The sequence below is a fragment of the Citrobacter sp. T1.2D-1 genome (assembly GCF_950098555.1).
Lineage (GTDB): Bacteria > Pseudomonadota > Gammaproteobacteria > Enterobacterales > Enterobacteriaceae > Citrobacter_A > Citrobacter_A telavivensis.
Genome location: NZ_CATNHH010000012.1, coordinates 432,638 through 446,205, shown reverse-complemented (window position 1 = coordinate 446,205; position 13,568 = coordinate 432,638). Strand labels below are relative to the sequence as shown.

General features: G+C 53.0%; 12 protein-coding genes. 10 read left to right on the top strand and 2 right to left on the bottom strand.

The window, feature by feature from the left end:
• The first annotated feature begins 12 nt into the window (after positions 1-12).
• The 9 genes from atpD to phoU all read left to right on the top strand — a co-directional run bounded on the left by atpD (position 13) and on the right by phoU (position 10,552).
• The gene (gene atpD, locus QQZ17_RS13495) at positions 13-1,395 is read left to right on the top strand and encodes a F0F1 ATP synthase subunit beta (RefSeq protein WP_003023806.1); all 1,383 of its coding nucleotides are present in this window, start codon (positions 13-15) and stop codon (positions 1,393-1,395) included.
• Between the two features lie 20 nt (positions 1,396-1,415).
• Positions 1,416-1,835 carry a F0F1 ATP synthase subunit epsilon gene (locus QQZ17_RS13490; protein ID WP_003023809.1) on the top strand — a complete coding sequence of 140 codons (420 nt, stop codon included), beginning with the start codon at positions 1,416-1,418 and terminating at the stop codon, positions 1,833-1,835.
• Positions 1,836-2,146: 311 nt separating this feature from the next.
• Positions 2,147-3,517, top strand: coding sequence for a bifunctional UDP-N-acetylglucosamine diphosphorylase/glucosamine-1-phosphate N-acetyltransferase GlmU (glmU, locus tag QQZ17_RS13485; protein WP_152400838.1), 1,371 nt, complete (start codon positions 2,147-2,149; stop codon positions 3,515-3,517).
• Between the two features lie 228 nt (positions 3,518-3,745).
• A complete protein-coding gene (glmS, locus tag QQZ17_RS13480) occupies positions 3,746-5,575 on the top strand; it encodes a glutamine--fructose-6-phosphate transaminase (isomerizing) (RefSeq protein ID WP_152400837.1) in 1,830 nt (609 codons plus the stop codon).
• A gap of 318 nt (positions 5,576-5,893) precedes the next feature.
• Positions 5,894-6,934: a phosphate ABC transporter substrate-binding protein PstS gene (pstS, locus tag QQZ17_RS13475; RefSeq protein WP_152400835.1), complete on the top strand. Its 1,041-nt coding sequence runs from the start codon at positions 5,894-5,896 to the stop codon at positions 6,932-6,934.
• Between the two features lie 144 nt (positions 6,935-7,078).
• Positions 7,079-8,038 carry a phosphate ABC transporter permease PstC gene (pstC, locus tag QQZ17_RS13470; RefSeq protein ID WP_042323550.1) on the top strand — a complete coding sequence of 320 codons (960 nt, stop codon included), beginning with the start codon at positions 7,079-7,081 and terminating at the stop codon, positions 8,036-8,038.
• Complete coding sequence (gene pstA, locus QQZ17_RS13465; protein WP_152400834.1) at positions 8,038-8,928, top strand: phosphate ABC transporter permease PstA; 891 nt, start codon at positions 8,038-8,040, stop codon at positions 8,926-8,928. The genes pstC and pstA overlap by 1 nt, the downstream gene beginning before the upstream one ends.
• A 100-nt stretch (positions 8,929-9,028) precedes the next feature.
• Positions 9,029-9,802 carry a phosphate ABC transporter ATP-binding protein PstB gene (gene pstB, locus QQZ17_RS13460; protein ID WP_042998747.1) on the top strand — a complete coding sequence of 258 codons (774 nt, stop codon included), beginning with the start codon at positions 9,029-9,031 and terminating at the stop codon, positions 9,800-9,802.
• Between the two features lie 24 nt (positions 9,803-9,826).
• Entirely contained in the window at positions 9,827-10,552 is a 726-nt protein-coding gene (phoU, locus tag QQZ17_RS13455) for a phosphate signaling complex protein PhoU (RefSeq protein ID WP_042998746.1), read from the top strand.
• 90 nt (positions 10,553-10,642) lie between these two features.
• Here the strand turns inward: phoU and yieH are convergent, their stop codons facing one another.
• A complete protein-coding gene (yieH, locus tag QQZ17_RS13450) occupies positions 10,643-11,308 on the bottom strand; it encodes a 6-phosphogluconate phosphatase (RefSeq protein WP_152400832.1) in 666 nt (221 codons plus the stop codon).
• A gap of 166 nt (positions 11,309-11,474) precedes the next feature.
• On the opposite strand from yieH, the gene adeP reads away from it, so the two are divergent.
• Positions 11,475-12,812: an adenine permease AdeP gene (gene adeP / locus QQZ17_RS13445; protein WP_152400830.1), complete on the top strand. Its 1,338-nt coding sequence runs from the start codon at positions 11,475-11,477 to the stop codon at positions 12,810-12,812.
• Between the two features lie 188 nt (positions 12,813-13,000).
• Here the strand turns inward: adeP and QQZ17_RS13440 are convergent, their stop codons facing one another.
• Positions 13,001-13,567, bottom strand: coding sequence for an NADPH-dependent FMN reductase (locus tag QQZ17_RS13440; RefSeq protein WP_152400829.1), 567 nt, complete (start codon positions 13,565-13,567; stop codon positions 13,001-13,003).
• Position 13,568: the final 1 nt, after the last annotated feature.

The following is a 13,568-nucleotide window of genomic DNA, read 5'->3' as shown; positions in this document are numbered from 1 at the left end:
AGAGGATTCAAGATGGCTACTGGAAAAATTGTCCAGGTAATCGGCGCCGTGGTTGACGTCGAATTCCCTCAGGATGCCGTACCGCGCGTGTACGATGCTCTTGAGGTTATGAATGGTAAAGAGAGTCTGGTGCTGGAAGTTCAGCAGCAGCTCGGCGGCGGTATCGTACGTACCATCGCAATGGGTTCTTCCGACGGTCTGCGTCGTGGTCTGGAAGTGAAAGACCTCGAGCACCCGATCGAAGTCCCGGTAGGTAAAGCAACCCTGGGTCGTATCATGAACGTCCTGGGTCACCCGATCGACATGAAAGGCGATATCGGTGAAGAAGAGCGTTGGGCTATCCACCGCGCAGCGCCGTCCTATGAAGAGCTGTCCAGCTCTCAGGAACTGCTGGAAACCGGTATCAAAGTTATCGACTTGATGTGTCCGTTTGCGAAGGGCGGTAAAGTCGGTCTGTTCGGTGGTGCGGGTGTAGGTAAAACCGTAAACATGATGGAGCTCATCCGTAACATCGCGATCGAGCACTCCGGTTACTCTGTGTTTGCGGGCGTAGGTGAACGTACTCGTGAGGGTAACGACTTCTACCACGAAATGACCGACTCCAACGTTCTGGATAAAGTATCCCTGGTATATGGCCAGATGAACGAGCCGCCGGGAAACCGTCTGCGCGTTGCGCTGACCGGTCTGACCATGGCAGAGAAATTCCGTGACGAAGGTCGTGACGTACTGCTGTTTGTCGATAACATCTATCGTTACACCCTGGCCGGTACGGAAGTTTCCGCACTGCTGGGCCGTATGCCATCAGCGGTAGGTTACCAGCCGACCCTGGCGGAAGAGATGGGTGTTCTGCAGGAACGTATCACCTCTACCAAAACCGGTTCTATTACCTCCGTTCAGGCGGTATATGTACCTGCGGATGACTTGACTGACCCGTCACCAGCCACCACCTTTGCTCACTTAGATGCAACCGTGGTACTGAGCCGTCAGATCGCGTCTCTGGGTATCTACCCGGCCGTTGACCCGCTGGATTCCACCAGCCGTCAGCTGGATCCACTGGTGGTTGGTCAGGAACACTACGACACCGCGCGTGGCGTACAGTCCCTGCTGCAACGTTATCAGGAACTGAAAGACATCATCGCCATCCTGGGTATGGATGAACTGTCTGAAGAAGACAAACTGGTGGTAGCACGTGCGCGTAAGATCCAGCGCTTCCTGTCCCAGCCGTTCTTCGTTGCGGAAGTATTCACCGGTTCTCCGGGTAAATACGTTTCCCTGAAAGACACCATCCGTGGCTTTAAAGGCATCATGGAAGGCGAGTATGACCACCTGCCAGAGCAGGCGTTCTACATGGTTGGTTCTATCGACGAAGCCGTAGAAAAAGCCAAAAAACTTTAACGCCTTAATCGGAGGGTGATATGGCAATGACTTACCACCTGGACGTCGTCAGCGCAGAGCAACAAATGTTCTCTGGTCTGGTCGAGAAAATCCAGGTAACGGGTAGTGAAGGTGAACTGGGGATTTTCCCTGGGCATGCCCCACTGCTCACCGCCATTAAGCCTGGTATGATCCGCATCGTTAAACAGTTCGGTCATGAAGAGTTTATCTACCTGTCTGGCGGCATTCTCGAAGTGCAACCTGGCAGCGTGACCGTACTGGCTGATACCGCGATTCGCGGGCAGGATCTCGATGAAGCGAGAGCCCTGGAAGCGAAACGTAAGGCTGAAGAGCATATTAAGAGCTCTCATGGTGACGTGGATTACGCTCAGGCATCAGCGGAACTGGCCAAAGCGATCGCGAAACTGCGCGTTATCGAGTTGACCAAAAAAGCGATGTAACACCGGGTTGAAAAACAAAAACCAGTCTGATTTCAGGCTGGTTTTTTTTTGCCTGCTATTTTTGTACTGTTGCGTCATCTTTCTTTATGGATCAAAAAAAGAGCAAAAACATTGGCCTGGCGTGTTAATCACGGTATCAGGTGACTTTTCAGAAGACAAAAGCCGCAGCAATGGACGAAAATGTCTCTATCTCCGTTGGGGAAAACTCGCGATTGTGCGTTTTATCCTCTGCCCATTTCACGATGAAAAAAATGTAGTATTTTCAACGTGAAACGGTATAAATTCGTTCTCAAATTACAGTCAGGACGCGTATGTTGAATAAAGCGATGAGCGTAGTGATCCTTGCCGCAGGCAAAGGCACACGTATGTATTCCGATCTTCCAAAAGTACTGCATACCCTTGCCGGGAAATCGATGGTTCAGCATGTCATTGATGTTGCTAATGAATTAGGTTCATCACAGGTGCACCTCGTTTACGGCCACGGTGGCGAACTGCTTAAAAAAAGCCTGAAAGAAGACAACCTGAACTGGGTGTTGCAGGCGGAGCAGTTGGGCACAGGCCACGCTATGCAGCAGGCAGCGCCTTTCTTTGGCGATGATGAAGACATTTTAATGCTCTACGGCGACGTCCCGCTGATCTCGATTGAAACCTTACAGCGCCTGCGCGATGCTAAACCCCAGGGGGGGATTGGTCTGCTCACGGTTAAGCTGGACGATCCGAGCGGCTATGGTCGTATCACGCGTGAAAATGGCAAAGTGACCGGTATCGTTGAGCATAAAGATGCCAGCGATGAACAGCGTCAGATCCAGGAAATCAATACCGGGATACTGATTGCAAACGGCGCTGACATGAAGCGCTGGCTGTCTAAACTGACCAATAACAATGCACAGGGTGAATACTACATCACCGATATCATTGCGCTGGCTTATCAGGAAGGTCGTGAAATCGCGGCAGTTCATCCCGATCGTCTGAGTGAAGTTGAAGGTGTAAACAACCGTCTGCAACTTTCCCGTCTGGAACGCGTTTATCAGTCCGAGCAAGCGGAAAAACTGCTGCTGGCGGGCGTGATGCTGCGCGATCCGGCGCGTTTTGACCTGCGCGGTACGCTCGCTCACGGGCGAGATGTCGAAATTGATACTAACGTTATCATCGAAGGTCACGTCACGCTTGGTCATCGCGTGAAGATTGGGACGGGTTGCGTCATTAAAAACAGCGTCATTGGCGATGACTGTGAAATCAGTCCGTACAGCGTGGTGGAAGATGCCCATCTGGACGCGGCATGCACTATTGGGCCGTTCGCTCGTTTGCGTCCTGGTGCACAGCTGATGGAAGGTGCTCACGTGGGCAACTTCGTTGAGATGAAGAAAGCGCGTCTCGGTAAAGGCTCGAAAGCCGGTCACCTGACCTATCTGGGCGATGCGGAAATTGGCGATAACGTGAATATTGGCGCAGGTACGATCACCTGCAACTACGATGGCGCGAACAAGTTTAAAACCATCATTGGCGATGATGTGTTTGTCGGATCCGATACCCAGCTGGTGGCACCGGTGACCGTGGGTAATGGGGTGACCATTGCAGCGGGGACCACCGTCACCCGTGACGTCGCTGATAATGAACTGGTCATCAGCCGTGTGCCACAGGTGCATAAGCAGGGCTGGAAGCGTCCGGTGAAGAAAAAGTAACAATAAGGCGGGTGGCGCTACGCTTACCCGCCCTACGATTGAGTAGGCCTGATAAGGCGTAGCCGTCATCAGGCAAACCCGGGAGAGGAAGTAAACATATACCTCCCGCCCAAAAGCAGTACCTATAAAAATAACCCCACTCTCTACAAGGCTCGGGGCGCCCGAAAAACGGGCATACAGGTCGAAAGACAACGACAGGCATAATGCCTTGATTCGGAATAAAAAAATATGTGTGGAATTGTTGGCGCTATCGCGCAACGTGATGTAGCTGAAATCCTTCTTGAAGGTTTACGTCGTCTGGAATACCGCGGTTACGACTCTGCTGGTCTGGCCGTGGTGGACGCAGAAGGGCATATGACCCGTCTGCGTCGTCTGGGTAAAGTACAGATGCTGTCTCAGGCTGCGGAAGAACATCCGCTGCACGGTGGCACCGGTATTGCTCACACCCGTTGGGCTACGCATGGCGAACCTTCGGAAGCAAACGCGCATCCGCATGTTTCTGAACACATTGTGGTGGTGCATAACGGCATCATCGAAAACCATGAACCGCTGCGTGAAGAACTGAAAGCGCGCGGCTATACCTTCGTTTCAGAAACAGACACCGAAGTGATTGCTCACTTAGTGCACTGGGAACTGGAACAGGGCGGTACACTGCGTGATGCCGTGCTGCGCACCATCCCGCAACTGCGCGGTGCGTACGGTACGGTTATCATGGATACCCGTCATCCGGATACGTTGCTGGCTGCGCGTTCGGGTAGTCCGCTGGTTATCGGTCTGGGTATGGGCGAGAACTTTATCGCCTCCGATCAGTTGGCGCTGCTGCCGGTAACCCGTCGCTTTATCTTCCTTGAAGAAGGCGATATTGCGGAAGTGACCCGTCGTTCTGTCGCGATTTTTGATAAAACTGGCGCGGACGTGAAACGTCAGGACATTGAATCTAATCTGCAATATGACGCGGGTGATAAAGGTATCTATCGCCACTACATGCAGAAAGAGATCTACGAACAGCCGAACGCGATTAAAAACACTCTGACCGGGCGCATTAGCCACGGCGAAGTAGATTTAAGCGAACTTGGATCGAAGGCCAACGAGCTGTTGTCTCAGGTTGAGCATATCCAGATCATCGCGTGTGGGACGTCCTATAACTCCGGGATGGTTTCTCGCTACTGGTTTGAATCGCTGGCCGGTATTCCGTGCGACGTTGAAATCGCCTCAGAATTCCGTTACCGCAAATCAGCAGTACGCCGTAACAGCCTGATGATCACCCTGTCTCAGTCTGGCGAAACGGCAGATACGCTGGCTGGCCTGCGTTTGTCGAAAGAGCTGGGCTATCTGGGCTCGCTCGCCATCTGTAACGTTCCGGGATCTTCTCTGGTGCGTGAATCGGATCTGGCGATGATGACCAACGCCGGCACGGAAATCGGCGTGGCGTCAACGAAAGCGTTTACCACTCAGTTAACCGTTCTGCTGATGCTGGTGGCGAAACTGGCGCGCCTGAAAGGTCTGGATGCGTCCATTGAGCATGACATCGTTCATGGTCTGCAGGCGCTGCCGAGCCGTATCGAGCAAATGCTTTCTCAGGACAAGCGCATTGAAGCGTTGGCTGAAGATTTCTCTGACAAACATCACGCTCTGTTCCTGGGCCGTGGCGATCAGTATCCGATCGCGCTGGAAGGCGCGTTGAAGCTGAAAGAGATCTCCTACATTCACGCAGAAGCCTATGCGGCAGGTGAGCTGAAACACGGCCCACTGGCGCTGATTGATGCCGATATGCCGGTTATCGTTGTTGCCCCGAACAACGAACTGCTGGAAAAACTGAAGTCCAACATCGAAGAAGTGCGCGCCCGTGGTGGCCAGCTGTATGTCTTCGCCGATCAGGACGCCGGTTTTGCCAGCAGCGACAATATGCATATCATTGAGATGCCGCATGTAGAAGAGGTGATTGCACCGATCTTCTACACCGTGCCGCTACAACTGCTGGCCTATCACGTGGCGCTGATTAAAGGCACCGACGTAGATCAGCCGCGTAACCTGGCTAAATCGGTTACCGTCGAGTAAAACGTTCATGCCCTGCGAAAGCGGGGCATTTTTTTCACTTCCGCTCTGTTTTTAATCAATTCTCCTGCCGTTTTAATGTGACAAATCGTCATCTTCAGCTACTTTTTTCAGTGTCACAGAAATAAAATTTTCCTGAAAAGCTATTGTCATAGTGTTAGTTAACTTTATGATAAATAGTAAAAAAATGATTTATATTTAACTTAAATTTTCATTGTCATAAAACTGTCATATTTCGTACATTTAACTGTCACCTGTTTGTCCTATTTTGCTCATCGTAGCCACTTAACAATGATTTACGAAAATCTTGCAGGAGACATTATGAAAGTTATGCGTACCACTGTCGCAACTGTTGTCGCCGCGACCTTATCTATGAGCGCTTTCTCTGCGTTAGCAGCAGCAAGTCTGACAGGTGCAGGTGCAACTTTTCCTGCGCCGGTGTATGCCAAATGGGCTGATACTTATCAGAAAGAGACCGGTAGTAAAGTCAACTACCAGGGTATCGGCTCCTCCGGTGGTGTTAAACAAATTACAGCGAATACCGTTGATTTCGGTGCCTCTGATGCGCCGCTGTCTGACGAAAAACTGAATCAGGAAGGCCTGTTCCAGTTCCCGACCGTTATTGGCGGCGTGGTACTGGCGGTGAACATCCCGGGTCTGAAGTCTGGCGAACTGGTGCTGGATGGTAAAACGCTGGGTGACATCTACCTGGGTAAAATTAAGAAGTGGGATGATGAAGCCATCACCAAACTGAACCCGGGCGTGAAATTGCCTTCTCAGAACATCGCCGTCGTGCGTCGTGCTGATGGTTCCGGTACCTCCTTCGTCTTCACCAGCTATCTGGCAAAAGTCAACGAAGAGTGGAAGACCAAAGTGGGCGCAGGCTCTACCGTTAACTGGCCGACAGGCCTCGGCGGTAAAGGTAACGACGGTATCGCCGCGTTCGTACAGCGTCTGCCAGGCTCCATCGGTTACGTTGAATACGCTTACGCTAAGCAGAACAACCTGGCGTATACCAAGCTGATTTCAGCTGATGGCAAACCGGTTAGCCCGACCGAAGAGAACTTCGCCAACGCCGCGAAAGGTGCTGACTGGAGCAAATCCTTCGCGCAGGATCTGACGAACCAGAAAGGTGACGGTGCGTGGCCAATTACTTCCACCACTTTCATCCTGGTTCACAAAGAGCAGAAGAAACCTGAGCAGGGTGCTGAAGTGCTGAAATTCTTCGACTGGGCATACAAAAATGGCGGCAAACAGGCTAATGACCTGGATTACGCCAGCCTGCCGGACAGCGTGGTTGAGCAGATCCGTGCGGCATGGAAGACCAATGTGAAAGACAGCAGCGGTAAAGCGCTGTACTAACAGAATATCTTTGACGAATTGGCGGATGGCGCTACGCTTATCCGCCCTACAGTTGTGAATGTAGGTCCGCTTTGTAGGCCGGATAAGCGTAGCGCCATCCGGCTGGGGCAACTTCGTAAACGCGTTTAATGGAAAGAGTGATTTATGGCTGCAACCAAGCCTGCTTTTAACCCGCCGGGTAAAAAGGGTGACAAAATCTTCAGCGCGCTGGTAAAACTGGCTGCGCTGATTGTGCTATTGATGTTGGGTGGCATTATTGTCTCTCTGATCATCTCCTCCTGGCCCAGCATTGAGAAATTTGGTTTCTCATTCCTCTGGACGAAAGACTGGGACGCGCCAAACGACATCTACGGTGCGCTGGTACCGATCTACGGTACGCTGGTCACCTCCTTTATCGCACTGCTGATCGCCGTTCCGGTGAGCTTCGGCATTGCCCTGTTTTTGACGGAACTTGCGCCTGGCTGGCTGCGTCGCCCGCTGGGCATCGCAATTGAACTGCTGGCGGCTATCCCGAGTATCGTATACGGCATGTGGGGCCTGTTTATCTTTGCGCCGTTGTTTGCGACTTATTTCCAGGAACCGGTCGGGAATATCCTTTCCAACATTCCGTTTGTTGGCGCGCTGTTCTCCGGCCCGGCGTTTGGTATCGGTATTCTGGCGGCAGGGGTGATCCTCGCCATCATGATAATTCCCTACATTGCGGCGGTAATGCGTGATGTGTTCGAACAAACGCCGGTGATGATGAAAGAGTCTGCCTACGGTATCGGCTGCACCACCTGGGAGGTTATCTGGCGCATCGTACTGCCGTTCACCAAAAATGGGGTGATTGGCGGCATCATGCTGGGGCTGGGTCGTGCTCTGGGTGAAACGATGGCGGTCACCTTTATCATCGGTAATACCTACCAGCTCGACAGCGCGTCGCTGTATATGCCTGGTAACAGCATTACCTCGGCGCTGGCGAATGAATTTGCGGAAGCGGAATCCGGTCTGCACGTTGCGGCGTTGATGGAACTGGGGCTGATTCTGTTTGTGATTACCTTCATCGTGCTGGCAGCGTCTAAGTTTATGATTTTGCGCCTTGCGAAGAACGAGGGGGCACGCTAATGGCTACGCTTGAAATGCAAACCACCGCAGCGCTGGCGGAATCCCGCCGCAAAATGCAGGCGCGTCGCCGGATGAAAAACCGTATCGCGCTGACGCTCTCAATGGCGACGATGGCGTTTGGCCTGTTCTGGCTCGTCTGGATACTGATGTCCACGATTACCCGCGGTATCGACGGAATGTCGCTGGCGCTGTTCACCGAAATGACGCCGCCGCCGAACACGACGGGTGGCGGTCTGGCGAATGCCCTGGCGGGCAGTGGTTTGTTGATCCTCTGGGCGACCGTGTTTGGTACGCCGTTGGGCATCATGGCCGGGATTTATCTGGCGGAATATGGTCGTAAATCGTGGCTGGCGGAAGTGATTCGTTTCATCAACGATATTCTGCTTTCCGCCCCGTCTATTGTGGTTGGTCTGTTCGTGTACACCATCGTGGTGGCGCAGATGGAGCATTTCTCCGGCTGGGCGGGCGTAATCGCGCTGGCGCTGCTGCAGGTGCCTATCGTGATTCGAACCACCGAGAACATGTTGAAACTGGTGCCGGACAGCCTGCGTGAAGCGGCTTATGCGCTGGGGACGCCGAAGTGGAAAATGATCTCCGCGATTACGTTGAAAGCGTCTGTTTCCGGGATTATGACCGGTATCCTGCTGGCGATTGCGCGTATCGCGGGTGAAACCGCCCCGCTGCTGTTTACTGCGCTCTCCAACCAGTTCTGGAGTACCGACATGATGCAGCCGATCGCCAACCTGCCGGTCACCATCTTTAAATTTGCGATGAGCCCGTTTGCTGAATGGCAGCAACTGGCGTGGGCCGGGGTGCTGATCATTACGCTGTGCGTACTGCTGCTGAACATTCTGGCACGCGTTATTTTCGCCAAGAGTAAACACGGTTAAAAACTGCCGGATGGCGGCACAAATGCCTTATCCGGCCTACCTCTTCGTAGGCCTGATAAGCGCAGCGCCATCAGGCATGATGAATAAGGAATAGATTGAAATGAGTATGGTTGATACTGCTCCGGGTAAGATTCAGGTTCGTGATTTGAACTTCTACTACGGCAAATTCCATGCCCTGAAGAACATCAACCTGGATATCGCGAAGAATCAGGTGACGGCGTTTATCGGGCCCTCTGGCTGCGGTAAATCGACGCTGCTGCGTACGTTCAACAAGATGTTTGAACTGTATCCGGAACAGCGTGCGGAAGGTGAAATTCTGCTGGATGGTGACAATATCCTCACCAACACCCAGGATATCGCTCTGCTGCGTGCCAAAGTTGGGATGGTATTCCAGAAGCCGACGCCGTTCCCGATGTCTATCTACGACAACATCGCTTTTGGCGTGCGTCTGTTTGAGAAGCTGTCCCGTGCGGATATGGATGAGCGCGTGCAGTGGGCGTTGACCAAGGCCGCACTGTGGAATGAAACCAAAGATAAATTGCACCAGAGCGGGTACTCTCTCTCCGGTGGTCAGCAGCAGCGTCTGTGCATCGCGCGGGGTATCGCCATTCGCCCGGAAGTCTTGCTGCTGGATGAGCCATGTTCAGCGCTGGATCCTATCTCAACGGGTCGTATCGAAGAGCTGATTACTGAGCTGAAACAGGATTACACCGTGGTGATCGTGACCCACAACATGCAGCAGGCTGCGCGTTGTTCCGACCATACGGCGTTTATGTACCTGGGCGAGTTGATTGAGTTCAGCAACACGGACGACCTGTTCACTAAGCCCGCGAAGAAACAAACCGAAGATTACATTACTGGCCGCTACGGTTGATATGCCCGGGCATCTGGAGAAATGATGGACAATTTAAACCTTAATAAACACATTTCCGGTCAGTTCAACGCCGAACTGGAAAGCATCCGCACTCAGGTAATGACGATGGGCGGCATGGTTGAGCAGCAGCTTTCTGATGCTATTACCGCGATGCACAATCAGGACAGCGAGCTGGCGAAACGCGTTGTTGATGGCGATAAGCACGTCAACATGATGGAAGTGGCGATCGATGAAGCCTGTGTTCGCATCATCGCCAAGCGTCAGCCCACGGCGAGCGACCTGCGTCTGGTGATGGCTATCATCAAAACCATCGCCGAGCTGGAGCGTATTGGCGACGTGGCGGATAAAATTTGTCGTACTGCGCTGGAGAAATTCTCCCAGCAGCACCAGCCGCTGTTGGTGAGCCTGGAGTCACTGGGTCGTCATACCATACAGATGCTGCACGACGTGCTGGATGCGTTTGCGCGTATGGATCTGGACGAAGCGGTTCGTATCTACCGTGAAGACAAGAAAGTTGACCAGGAATACGAAGGGATCGTACGTCAACTGATGACCTATATGATGGAAGATTCGCGTACGATTCCCAGCGTGCTGACCGCGTTGTTCTGCGCACGCTCTATTGAGCGTATTGGCGACCGCTGCCAGAATATCTGCGAATACATTTTTTACTTCGTGAAGGGTCAGGATTTCCGCCACGTGGGTGGCGATGAGCTGGATAAGCTGCTGGCGGGTAAAGATCCGAAAGAGTGATTTTTTTGGCGGGTGGCGCTTCGCTTACCCGCCCTACAAAACCATGGATCCTGTAGGCCGGATAAGCGCGAACGCCATCCGGCTTTTTTATTATCGCGTAATATTCCACCCGCGCGCCTTCCACAACGCTGGCAACTGTTCCAGGCTGGTAAAGGTTGTCACTTTCGGATGATCGATCGGTTTGTTATGCGGATCGGCGCAGAAGTAGAACACTTCCATTCCTGCATCAATTCCTGACTGTGCACCCGCAGAAGAGTCGTCTACCAGAATGCAGTTCTGTGCGTTAACGTTCATGGCTTTTGCCGCATGGAACATCAGCGCCGGATCGGGCTTCCAGCGTTGAATATCGTAACCGCTGTACAGCTTGTCCGGGAAATGGTGCAGCATGCCCAGTTTACCCAGCGAGTGCTGCATTTTGCTGACCGGACCGTTAGAGACCACGCACATCGGCACCGTCATGCTGTCCAGCAGTGTATTCGCACCAGGGATCACTTCCAGCTCTGAGTCGAACAGGCGTGCGACCTCGGCGCGGTAGACGGGTTCTAAGTCGGCTTTTGCCAACGTCACCCCATGTTCCTCATTTATGATATCAATGATTTCGTAGAGTTTTACGCCCTTAAAGCGTTTAAAAGTTTCTTCGAGATCGAGGGTGATACCGAATTCCTGGAACATTGCGACATACGCGCGGGAACAGATCACTTCACTGTCGACCAGCGTACCGTCACAGTCGAAAAATACCGCTTCAATTCCGGACATGCCTTTCCCTTTTCACTAGTTTAACGTTTACGTACTGCCTGATTGTGCAACGCAATCGTTGCCGTATAAGCAAATGCAATGAAAAAAACATCTCACAATCACCCCCTATTGTCGCATTTTGGTATAGGATAGCGACGAATTTTCCCTCCTTGTTTGGAAATTGATAATGAGTCAACAACACACAACCCAGACGTCTGGTCAGGGGATGCTGGAACGCGTGTTTAAACTGCGCGAACATGGCACGACGGCACGGACCGAAGTGATAGCCGGTTTTACCACCTTCCTGACGATGGTTTACATCGTTTTTGTTAACCCGCAAATTCTGGGCGTGGCTGGCATGGACACCAGCGCCGTCTTTGTGACCACCTGTCTGATTGCCGCGTTTGGCAGCATTTTGATGGGTCTGTTTGCTAATCTGCCGGTGGCGCTGGCGCCCGCGATGGGGCTGAATGCGTTCTTTGCCTTCGTTGTGGTCGGCGCGATGGGTCTGTCGTGGCAGGTCGGTATGGGGGCGATTTTCTGGGGCGCCGTCGGTCTGCTGCTGCTGACTATCTTCCGCGTGCGTTACTGGATGATTGCCAATATTCCGGTCAGTCTGCGTGTGGGTATTACCAGTGGTATCGGTTTATTCATCGGCATGATGGGTCTGAAAAACGCAGGCGTGATCGTCGCGAATCCTGAAACGCTGGTGAGCATCGGTAATCTGACCTCCCACAGCGTACTGTTGGGCGTGCTCGGTTTCTTTATCATCGCTATCCTGGCGTCACGTAACATTCACGCTGCCGTGCTGGTGTCTATCATCGTCACCACGCTGTTGGGCTGGATGCTGGGTGATGTGCACTATAACGGTATTGTCTCTGCGCCGCCGAGCGTCTCGTCGGTGATTGGGCATGTCGATCTGGCAGGCTCGTTTAACATCGGTCTGGCTGGGGTGATTTTCTCTTTCATGCTGGTTAACCTGTTTGACTCCTCCGGGACACTGATCGGCGTGACTGACAAAGCCGGTCTGGCGGATGAAAAAGGGAAATTCCCGCGCATGAAACAGGCGCTGTTTGTTGATAGCGTCTCCTCCGTGACCGGGGCATTTATCGGTACCTCTTCCGTCACCGCTTATATCGAGTCCTCTTCCGGCGTTTCTGTCGGTGGGCGCACCGGCCTGACCGCTGTGATCGTGGGTTTGCTGTTCCTGTTGGTTATCTTCCTGTCGCCGCTGGCGGGGATGGTGCCGGGCTATGCGGCTGCAGGTGCGCTGATTTACGTTGGCGTGTTAATGACCTCCAGCCTGGCGCGCGTGAAGTGGGATGACCTTACTGAATCTGTGCCGGCGTTTATCACTGCCGTGATGATGCCATTCAGCTTCTCAATTACTGAAGGGATCGCGCTGGGCTTTATCTCTTACTGCGTGATGAAAATTGGTACCGGTCGTCTGCGCGATCTGAGCCCGTGCGTGGTGGTTGTGGCGCTGTTGTTTGTGCTGAAGATTGTGTTTATCGACGCACACTAACTTCTTGCCGTTGCCGTTGCCGTTGCCGGATGACGCTGCGCTTATCCGGCCTATAAATTGCGATCGTAGGCCGGATGGTTTTACGCCTTCACGCGCTGGATGTAGTTTGTGGTGTCAGGTAGCGCTACGCCTACCTGACCTACAGGAGAGTGTCGGCCCGGTAAGCGCTAGCGCCAGCGGGCTTTTTATTAGGCTTTAACCCGCTGGATATAGTCGCCAAACGCGGTGAGCTGGCCAGTCAGATGGTCCAGGGTACTCTGATCGATCACTTCACCCGTCTGCGGGTCCACTTTGTTCTGAATCACACCGCCCATAAATTCGGGCTTGTTCATCACCATCGCATCCAGGAAGACCAGAATCTGGCGCAGGTGATACTGGCAGCGTGCACCGCCAATCGCCCCCATTGAACTGGTCTGGATAAGCACCGGTTTGCCGGAAAGTGGCTGATCGGGCAGGCGCGACAGCCAGTCGATGGCGTTTTTCAGACCACCCGGCACCGAGTAGTTATATTCAGGAGTGACGATAACCACGCCATCGGCATTGCGAATTTGTTCAGCCAGTGCTTCGACGCTTGCCGGAAAACCTTCTTCCTGTTGCACGTCGGCATCGTAAAGTGGGATATCACCGATAGACGGTAACGCACTCACTTCCATCCCCGCCGGGGCTATTTTCGGCAGCGTACGGGCAACCATACCGTTAAATGAACCTTTGCGCAGGCTTCCCAGTAACGTAACAACATTCAACGTTTCAGACATG

Bases quoted from the DNA above. Each gene is read 5' to 3' on its own strand.
- atpD (WP_003023806.1), top strand. From the start codon at position 13: ATGGCTACTGGAAAAATTGTCCAGGTAATCGGCGCCGTGGTTGACGTC.
- QQZ17_RS13490 (WP_003023809.1), top strand. From the start codon at position 1,416: ATGGCAATGACTTACCACCTGGACGTCGTCAGCGCAGAGCAACAAATG.
- glmU (WP_152400838.1), top strand. From the start codon at position 2,147: ATGTTGAATAAAGCGATGAGCGTAGTGATCCTTGCCGCAGGCAAAGGC.
- glmS (WP_152400837.1), top strand. From the start codon at position 3,746: ATGTGTGGAATTGTTGGCGCTATCGCGCAACGTGATGTAGCTGAAATC.
- pstS (WP_152400835.1), top strand. From the start codon at position 5,894: ATGAAAGTTATGCGTACCACTGTCGCAACTGTTGTCGCCGCGACCTTA.
- pstC (WP_042323550.1), top strand. From the start codon at position 7,079: ATGGCTGCAACCAAGCCTGCTTTTAACCCGCCGGGTAAAAAGGGTGAC.
- pstA (WP_152400834.1), top strand. From the start codon at position 8,038: ATGGCTACGCTTGAAATGCAAACCACCGCAGCGCTGGCGGAATCCCGC.
- pstB (WP_042998747.1), top strand. From the start codon at position 9,029: ATGAGTATGGTTGATACTGCTCCGGGTAAGATTCAGGTTCGTGATTTG.
- phoU (WP_042998746.1), top strand. From the start codon at position 9,827: ATGGACAATTTAAACCTTAATAAACACATTTCCGGTCAGTTCAACGCC.
- yieH (WP_152400832.1), bottom strand. From the start codon at position 11,308: ATGTCCGGAATTGAAGCGGTATTTTTCGACTGTGACGGTACGCTGGTC.
- adeP (WP_152400830.1), top strand. From the start codon at position 11,475: ATGAGTCAACAACACACAACCCAGACGTCTGGTCAGGGGATGCTGGAA.
- QQZ17_RS13440 (WP_152400829.1), bottom strand. From the start codon at position 13,567: ATGTCTGAAACGTTGAATGTTGTTACGTTACTGGGAAGCCTGCGCAAA.